The sequence below is a fragment of the Nonomuraea antimicrobica genome (genome assembly GCF_039536965.1).
GTDB lineage: Bacteria > Actinomycetota > Actinomycetes > Streptosporangiales > Streptosporangiaceae > Nonomuraea > Nonomuraea antimicrobica.
Map to the genome: position 1 here is coordinate 1 of NZ_BAAAZP010000177.1, position 8,545 is coordinate 8,545.

General features: G+C 72.4%; 7 protein-coding genes. 5 read left to right on the forward strand and 2 right to left on the reverse strand.

Annotated elements, in window-relative coordinates; genetic code table 11:
* The coding region (locus tag ABD844_RS41340) for a serine hydrolase domain-containing protein (protein WP_344891221.1) at positions 1-1,099 on the forward strand (1,099 nt) is incomplete at its 5' end.
* A 46-nt stretch (positions 1,100-1,145) separates the two neighbouring features.
* Here the strand turns inward: ABD844_RS41340 and ABD844_RS41345 are convergent.
* The gene (locus ABD844_RS41345; protein WP_344891224.1) at positions 1,146-1,691 is read right to left on the reverse strand and encodes a dihydrofolate reductase family protein; all 546 of its coding nucleotides are present in this window, start codon (positions 1,689-1,691) and stop codon (positions 1,146-1,148) included.
* 161 nt (positions 1,692-1,852) lie between these two features.
* Positions 1,853-3,967, reverse strand: coding sequence for an ATP-binding protein (locus tag ABD844_RS41350; RefSeq protein ID WP_344891226.1), 2,115 nt, complete (start codon positions 3,965-3,967; stop codon positions 1,853-1,855).
* Between the two features lie 270 nt (positions 3,968-4,237).
* Here ABD844_RS41350 and ABD844_RS41355 point away from each other — a divergent pair, with 270 nt between their 5' ends.
* The 4 genes from ABD844_RS41355 to ABD844_RS41370 all read left to right on the forward strand — a co-directional run.
* On the forward strand, positions 4,238-5,005 hold the full coding sequence (locus tag ABD844_RS41355; protein ID WP_344891229.1) for a dioxygenase family protein: 768 nt from the start codon (positions 4,238-4,240) through the stop codon (positions 5,003-5,005).
* Between the two features lie 84 nt (positions 5,006-5,089).
* Positions 5,090-7,078, forward strand: coding sequence for an APC family permease (locus tag ABD844_RS41360; RefSeq protein WP_344891232.1), 1,989 nt, complete (start codon positions 5,090-5,092; stop codon positions 7,076-7,078).
* Positions 7,079-7,098: 20 nt separating this feature from the next.
* A complete protein-coding gene (locus ABD844_RS41365; RefSeq protein WP_344891235.1) occupies positions 7,099-7,617 on the forward strand; it encodes a TetR/AcrR family transcriptional regulator in 519 nt (172 codons plus the stop codon).
* Positions 7,614-8,545 (forward strand): FAD-dependent oxidoreductase (locus tag ABD844_RS41370; RefSeq protein WP_344891238.1); only part of this gene is annotated, 932 nt, incomplete at its 3' end. The genes ABD844_RS41365 and ABD844_RS41370, both read left to right, overlap by 4 nt.

Here is an 8,545-nt window from a genome sequence, read left to right on the forward strand (position 1 = left end):
CAGGGCCGCTGCCGGGCAGGATCGTCCGGAGCTGCAGCAGGCCGTCCAGGAGTTCGTCGACGCCGGTTTCACCGGGGTGCAGGTGCGCGTGCACGATCAGCGGGGTGAGTGGGTCGGCAGCGCCGGGGTGAGCAAGCTGGGCCAGAGCGCCGAACCGCCGACGAACGGGCGGTTCTGGGTCGGCAGCGTCACCAAGACCTTCACCGCGACCCTGGTATTGCAACTGGTCGCCGAGGGCGCGATCGGCCTGGACGATCCGGTGGCCGACCACCTGCCCGAGTTCGGGCTGGACCGGCGGATCACCGTACGGATGCTGCTGCGGCACACCAGCGGGTTGTTCAACTACACCGGCGATTTCGACCCCGACGGGACGTACGTGCCGGGGATTCCCGCCACGGGCGACGAGTGGCTGGGCAACCGGTTCAAGACCTACCGGCCGGAGGAGCTGGTACGGCTGGCGCTGTCCAAGCCGCCAAGGTTCGCGCCGGGAACGGACCAGAACTACACCAACACCAACTACACGCTGGCCCTGCTGCTGATCGAGAAGGTCACCGGCCGCTCGTACGCCGAGGAGATGCAGCGGCGGATCCTGCGGCCGCTCGGGCTGAAGGGCACCTCAGTTCCGGGCGACCGGACACAGCTCCCCGGGCCGCACGCCCACGGCTACTACCGCCATCAGGACGCCGGCCAGTGGAAGACGGTCGACGTCTCCCGGCAGAACCTCTCCCTGCTGGCCGGCGCCGGTGACATGATCTCGACCACCCAGGATCTCCAGACGTTCGTCTCCGCGCTGATGGGCGGCGAGCTCGTGCCCGCCGGGCTGCTGGCCGAGATGCGCGAGCCGTACGGGAAGCTCGGCTACGGTCTCGGGCTGTTCGTGCAGGACCTGGGCCCGGGCTGCGGCACCGTCGTCCAGCACAACGGCAGCCCGCCGCACGGCTTCGGGGCGCTGATGTACAGCTCACCCGACGGCAGCAGGACCCTGACCGCCTCGATCACCTATGTGGACGACGCCGCGAGGTCATTGGGGATGAAGGAGTTTCCGAAGGTGCTGGACCGGCTCGTCAAGGAGGTGTTCTGCGACGGGTCGGCGCGGTAGACGGGGCGGACCGGGCCGAGCGCGGCGTGGCCCGGTCCACCTGCTGTCAGCTCTCGGCCGGGACGTAGGACAGGTGGAGCACGCCGGTCGCGAACGTGTCCGACCTGGTCAGCTTCAGCGGGTGCGTCGGCTCGTCCTCGAACAGCCGCTGCCCGCGGCCGACGACGATCGGGTGGACGAGCAGGTTCAGCTCGTCGAGCAGCCCGTTGGCCAGCAGCCAGCGCATGGTGGTCGCCGAGCCGGACATCTGCAGGTCGCCTTCGAGCTCCTCCTTCAGCTCGCGCAGTTGGGCGGCGACGTCGCCGGTGATGACGGTGGTGTTGGCCCAGTCCGCCTTCTTCAGGGTGTTCGACAGGACGAACTTGCGGGACTCGTTGAACGTCTTGGCGATGTCGGGGTCGCTTTCGGCGGTCGGCCAGTACGCCGCCCACTCGTCGTACAGCGTGCGGCCCATCAGGAAGCCCGCCGCGGTCGACACCCCCGCCTCGACCACGGCGCCCATCTCGTCGCTCCAGTACGGGAAGTGCCACTGGTCGGGCCGCTCCACCACGCCGTCCACCGAGATGAAGAAGCTGGAAATGATCTTTGCCATCGATGTTGTTCCTCACGTAACCAGAGTCATCGGTACGAGGCGGACGAGTCGTGCCCTCCCCTCCGCAGGGACATTAGGGGCAAGGCGCCCCCCGGGTCTTGTACGGAAACGACAGCCCACCCCGGCCCGCACGCCCCGACCGCGCGCCCCGACCGGCGCGGTCACATAAAAGGGCCGCCGTTGTGCAGGCCCTCGCCCTGCGGCTCCAGCGCGTACGCGATGCCCGCGTCGACGGCGCTGTCAAACCCCGTCAGAAAGGCCACCTGGTAGGCGTTGTCACCGAGGAGGTCGCGGGCCTCCTCCTCGCACGCCTTCCTGGCCGCCACCCACGCGGGCGCGCTCGCCTGCGCCTGGCCGTGGACGCTCCAGATCCGCTGCGCCAGCCCGAGCAGCCGGGCCGCCCGGTAGGCCCGCCCGGCCGCGCCCGCCGCCAGGGCGAGCAGGTCGACGGCCAGGCCGATGCCGAAGCTGTCGTGCAGCCGCCGCTTGACGCGCAGTGCCTCCTGCCCGAACGCGACGGCCACGTCGAGGCGTCCGCCGTCCAGCTCGGCCCGGCCGCGCAGGAGGTCGCCGTGGGCGCGCATCGCCTGCTCGCCGCGCCGGTCGCACAGCGAGCGCAGGTCCTCCAGCACGGCGACGGCGTCGTCGGTACGGCCGTCCGCGATGAGCGCGTGGCCCCGGCACAGCAGGGCCAGCAGCCGGGCGATGGTGAGCGGATCGTCGCCCCGCGGGGCGCGGCAGGCGCGCTCCGACTCGGCCATCGCCTGGAGCAGGTCGCCGCGGATCACCCCGGCCGACGCCCTGAGCGCGCTGACGCACCCGGCCGCGTGGTCGTCGTCGGCGGAGACGGCCAGCTCGATCTGCGCGGCCCTGGCCTCGGCGCCGTCGGCGTCACCCTGCGTGGCGGCCAGCAGGCCGTCCGCCCACAACGCCTGCGCGAGCGCCGGGCCCGGCCGGGTGTCGAGGGCCAGGGCCTGGGCCAGGTAGTGGCGGCCCTCCTTGGCGTAGCCGCAGCCGTACCAGAAGAACGCCAGCGTCCCGGCCAGTTCCAGGGCCGCCCGGCCGTCCCCGGCGGTAAGCGCCGTCGCCAGGGCGGCGCGCAGGTTGTCGTACTCGCCGATCATCCGGTCGTACCAGGAGATCTGGCCGGGGCCGAGCCAGCCGGCGGCGCCCTTGGCGGCCAGCGCGAGGTAGTGCTCGTGGTGGCGCCGCCTGAACCGCTCTTCCTCGCCGAGATCGCGCAACCGCGACGCGCCGTACTCACGCAGCGCGTCGAGCATCCGGTAGCGCTCGCCCGCGCCGGTGGGCAGCCAGGTCAGGATCGACTCGTCGGCCAGCGCGTCGAGCAGCAGCCCGATGTCCGCCCCGGTTAAGAGGTCGTCGGCGCACACCTGGCGCACGGCCTCGGCGTCGAAGTCACCCGCGAACACCGACAGGCGCGCCCAGAGCAGGCGCTCGGCCGGTTCGCACAGCTCGTGGCTCCACCCGACCACGGTACGCAGCGCCCGGTGCCACGACGGGCCCGCCGCACCGGCCGGGACAGGGGCGTCCTCCTGGGCGGCGGACCGTTCGTCGAGCCGGTCGGCCAGGTACGCGATGGGCAGCTCACGCAGCCGCGCCGCGGCCAGCTCGATGGCCAGCGGGACGCCCTCGAGCCGGCGGCACAGGCGTACGACGACCTCCTGGTCCGCGTCGGCGAGGTCGAAGCCGGGCACGGTCTCGGCGGCGCGCTCGGCCAGCAGCGCCACCGCGTCGCCACCCGCGAGCATCGCCGGGCCGGGTGACGGGACCGGCAGCGGCCCGACCTCGTACACCAGCTCGCCCGGTGCCTCCAGCGGGCGGCGGCCGGTGGCCAGCACGCGCAGCCCCGGGACGGCGTCGAGCAGCGCCCCGATCGTGCCGGCGCAGGCGCCCGCCAGGTGTTCGCAGGCGTCGAGGACGATCAGCATCTCCCGCCCTGACAGGTGCTCGGCCAGCACCTCGACCATGGGGCGGGTGGTCCGGTCGGTGAGCCGCAGCGCCTCGGCGATCGCGTGCGGCAGCAGCCTGCCGTCGTCCAGCGGGGACAGCTCGACCAGCCAGGCCCCGCCGCCAAACTCGGGCCGCAGCTCGGCCGCGGCCCGCAACGCCAGCCGCGACTTGCCGACCCCGCCCGCGCCCGTGAGCGTCACCAGCCGCGACCGCCGGCAGGCCCTGCGCACCTGGTCAAGCTCGCTCCGGCGGCCGATCAGGCTCGTCAGCTCCGGTGGGAGGTTGCCTGCCTGCCACTTCGCCATCGTGATCGCCACCCATCGGCTGCCGGTGTGACAGCAGCTTGCCTGATTGCGCCGTGCTCCGTCACTAAAAGTGAAAAAGGAACTACTCCTGACCCAGGAGATGTTGCGCCCGCGTTACCTGTGACGTCAAGGGCCGGTGACGTCAAGGGCCGGTGCACGCGAGGCGACACCCCGCCGGCGCACCGGCAGGCTCGCGGGCCGCGCCTCCGAGGAAAGCCGTCCGGATCATGAAAGGTTCGGAAGGTACGTACTGACCTCGAAGGAACTCCAGTGGGACACGATCACGAAGGCCGGCGGGTGAGCCGGCGACGGCTGATCACCGGAATCAGCTCGCTCGGGCTCGGCAGCCTCATCTCCGCCTCAGGCCCTGGAGTCAGGGCCACGGCACTGGCCGACTCCCGTTTCGCCGGGGCCCCGGCCTGCGCTCTGACGCCGAGCGCGACGAAGGGCCCCTTCTACTTCGACTCCGACCTGGTCCGCCGCGACATCCGCGAGGACCGGCCGGGCGTGCGGCTGGACCTGGCCGTCAGGGTCCAGGACAGCCGGACGTGCCGGCCGCTGCCCGGCGCGGTGGTCGAGATCTGGCAATGCGACGCGGCCGGGCTCTACTCCGGCGCGGAGAAGGTCTCCAAGCACGGCGTCGTCGCCGCCCCGAGCACGACGGCGGAGAACGGCAAGTCCGACTGGACCGACCTGAAGCCCGCCGACAACAAGCGCTACCTGCGCGGCGCCCAGGCGGCCAACGGCGCGGGCGTCGTCGAGTTCACCACCATCTGGCCGGGCTGGTACCGGGGCAGGACGGTGCACATCCACGTCATGGTGCACATCAGCGACAGGCGGGTGCTGAGCACGCAGCTCATGTTCGACGACGCGCTCAACGCCGAGGTGCTGTCCAGGCCGCCGTACTCGGGGCGGGAGGGGCGGCGGGACACGTTCAACCAGGGGGACGAGGACTTCCGCGACGGCGTGCTGCTGAAGGTCACCAAGCAGGGTGACGGCTACCTGGGCACCGTCGTCCTGACCGCCGACCCCGAGTAACCGGCGCACAACGTACGGGCCCGGCGGCAACCGGTCCACATCCGGCTAGGGTGGTCACCGTTCGCGCAAGGAGAGGAAGATCCGGTGAGCGCTAGCGGTGGGCCGGCCATCCCCGAAGTGGTCGAGAGCCCGGCCCGGCCGGCGGCCCCGCCGAGCGCCCTGACGCGCTGGCTGCTGCAGCACCGGGTCCAGCCGGTCGGCCCTGAGTCGGCGGAGGGCCACGCCGAGCCTCAGTCGTGGTGGAAGGTCATGTGCCTGACCGGCGTCGACTACTTCTCCACCCTGGCCTACCTGCCCGGCATCGCCGCCCTGGCGGCCGGGGCCCTGTCGCCGCTGGCCACGCTGCTCATCGTGGCGCTGACGCTGCTGGGCATGCTGCCGATGTACCGCAGGGTGGCCAAGGAGAGCCCGCACGGGCAGGGGTCGGTGGCGATGCTGGAGCGGCTGCTGCCGTTCTGGCGCGGCAAGCTCTTCGTGCTGGTGCTGCTGGGGTTCGTGGCCACGTCGTGGATCGTCACGATCACGCTGTCGGCGGCCGACGCCTCGGTCCACATCCTGGAGAACCCGTACGCCCCCGGCTTCCTGCACGGGCACGCGGTGGCGATCACGGTGGTGCTGCTGGTGGTGCTCGGCGGGGTGTTCCTGCTCGGCTTCACCGAGGCGGTCGGGGTGGCGATCCCGCTCGTGGCGCTCTTCCTCGGGCTGAACGCCGTGGTCGTGGTCGTGGGGTTGACCGAGGTGCTGGGCGACCCGGCGGCGCTGTCGCGGTGGACCGACGCGCTGGCGAGCGGGCAGGGCGGCGGCGGGGCGGCCGGGCTGCTCTGGCCGGCGGTGCTCGCCTTCCCGCTGCTGGTGCTGGGGCTGTCGGGGTTCGAGACGGGCGTCAGCATGATGCCGCTGGTCGCGGCCGAGGGCCGTGGTCGCGAGGAACGGCTGCGCTCGCGCATCCGCAACACCCGCAAGCTGCTCACCGCGGCCGCGCTCATCATGAGCGTCTACCTGATCGCCACCAGCTTCGTGACGACCGTGCTCATCCCGGTCGCGGAGTTCCGGCCGGGTGGGGAGGCCAACGGCAGGGCACTGGCGTACCTGGCGCACGAGCGGCTCGGCGAGGTGTTCGGCACGGCGTACGACATCAGCACGATCCTCATCCTGTGGTTCGCGGGCGCCTCCGCGATGGCCGGGCTGATCAACATCGTGCCGCGTTATCTGCCCTCCTACGGCATGGCGCCCGAATGGGGGCGTGCCGTGCGTCCGGTGGTGCTCGTCTACACGGGCATCTGCGTGGTCCTCACGATCGCCTTCGACGCGGACGTGGACGCCCAGGCGGGCGCGTACGCCACCGGGATCCTGGCCATGATGGTCTCCGGCGCGGTCGCGGTGACGATCTCCGCCGTCCGCAAGAGGCAGCGGTGGGCCACCGTGGGGTTCGCGGTGCTGACCCTCGTGCTGGTGTACGCGCTGGCGGAGAACATCAGGGAGAAGCCCGACGGGATCGCCATCTCCGCGCTGTTCATCGTCGGCATCATCGTGATCTCGCTGATCTCGCGGGTCTCGCGTACGACGGAGCTGCGGGCCGACCGGATCGAGTTCGACGCGGCGGCGCGGCGGTTCGTGGCCGACTCGCTCGCCCACGACGGGGCGCTCAACCTCATCGCCAACCGCCGCCAGTCGGGCGACGTGGCCGAGTACGCCGCCAAGGAGGCCGAGCAGCGCGGCATGAACCCGGTCCCCGGGCAGGCCGACGTGTTGTTCCTGGAGATCGACGTCATCGACCCGTCCACGTTCAGCGACGTGCTGCGGGTACGCGGCGTCGAGGTGGACGGGCACCGCGTGCTGCGGGCCGAGAGCCCGGCCGCGCCGAACGCCATCGCCGCCATCCTGCTGGCCCTGCGCGACGCCACCGGGGTGCGCCCGCACTGCTACTTCGAGTGGGCGGAGGGGGCGCCGCTGACGCACCTGCTCCGCTACCTCATCCTCGGACGCGGTGACACGGCCCCGGTCGTACGGGAGATCATCCGCGCCGGCGAGCCCGACCCGGCCCGCCGCCCCGGCATCCACGTCGGCGGCTGATCCGGCCCGGTGCCGATCTGGTGGCGGGGACATCGCCCGAGCGGGCCGGGGTGGCGCCGGGTGTGGTGCACTACCACTTCGCCTCCGTCACCGACCTGCTCGTCGCCGCCGGGCTCGGCTTCACCGAGGGGTTGCTCGGGCGTCTCGCCGTGGAGCTGCGCGGGCGGCCCGGCATCGAGGAGGGAGTCGAGTGGCTGCTGGGCGAGCTGTCGAGGCACAGCGGCACCGACCCGGCCTCGCTGCTGGTGGTCGAGATGTTCCTGGCCTCGACCCGGCTGCCGGAGCTGCGCGAGCAGCTCGGGGAGCAGATCGTGCGGTTCCGTGCCTCCGTGGCGTACTGGCTGGTCGAGCGCGGTTACCGGGGTGACGCGGGAGCCGCGGCCGCGATGCTGGCGGCAGCGGTCGACGGGATCATGCTGCACCGCGCCCTTGACCCCGGTCTGGATCTCGCGACGCTGGCCGGTCCGCTGCGCGCCATGTTCGGCCCCACACCGGGCGACGACCCGAGCCCCAACCTGAGGAGGGCGGAACCGTCGTGAAGGCACTGATCTGCGGCGCCGGCATCGCCGGGCTGACGCTGGCCTGGCATCTCGAACGCGCCGGTTGGGAGGTGGAGCTGGTCGAGCGGGCGGCGGCGTTCCGCGACGGCGGCTACATGATCGACTTCTACGGCCCCGGCCACGAGGTCGCCGGGCGGATGGGGCTCCTCCCCCGGCTGCGCGAGGCCCGCTACCCGCTCAACGAGCTGAGCTACGTCGACCGTGACGGCCGCCGCACCAGCCACCTGACGCTGACGTCCGGCTTGGAGGGGGTGATCAGCCTGCTCCGCGGCGACCTGGCCAGGGCCGTCGCCGACGACGTGCGCTCCCCCATCACGTACGGCACCACGGTCGAGGCCGCGGACCAGCACCCCGGCGGGGTGTCGGTGCGGCTGAGCGACGGCACGACCCGCGAGGCCGACCTGCTCGTGGGCGCGGACGGCGCCCGCTCCCGGGTGCGTGAGCTGGCGTTCGGCCGGGTGACGCCGCGTTACCTCGGTCACCAGGTCGCCGCCTGCGTCGTGACCGACGCCGGGCTGAGCCGCCGGGTCGGCACCCGGTACCAGATGCTCACCGAGCCCGGTCTGATGGCCGGTGCGTACGCGCTGCGCGACGACCGGCTCGCCCTGCTGTTCCTGCGCCGTGAGCCCGACTCCACCCTGCCCGACGACCCGGTCGCCGACCTGCGCCGCCATTTCGGCAGGCTCGGCTGGATCCTGCCCGAGGCGCTGTCGCGCTGCCCCGGCCCGCCCGAGCTCTACCACGACCTGGTGACGCAGGTGGAGCTGGAGGGCTGGCACCGCGGGCGGATCGTGCTCGTGGGCGACGCGTGCCAGGCGGTGTCGCTGTTCGCCGGTCACGGGGCGTCGATGGCGATGGCCGCCGCCTGGGTCCTGGCCGACGAACTCACCGCCGACGAACTCACCGC

What these genes read in the sequence shown, in the direction of transcription:
- ABD844_RS41345 (WP_344891224.1), bottom strand. Translation starts at nt 1,691, where the DNA reads ATGGCAAAGATCATTTCCAGCTTCTTCATCTCGGTGGACGGCGTGGTG.
- ABD844_RS41350 (WP_344891226.1), bottom strand. Translation starts at nt 3,967, where the DNA reads ATGGCGAAGTGGCAGGCAGGCAACCTCCCACCGGAGCTGACGAGCCTG.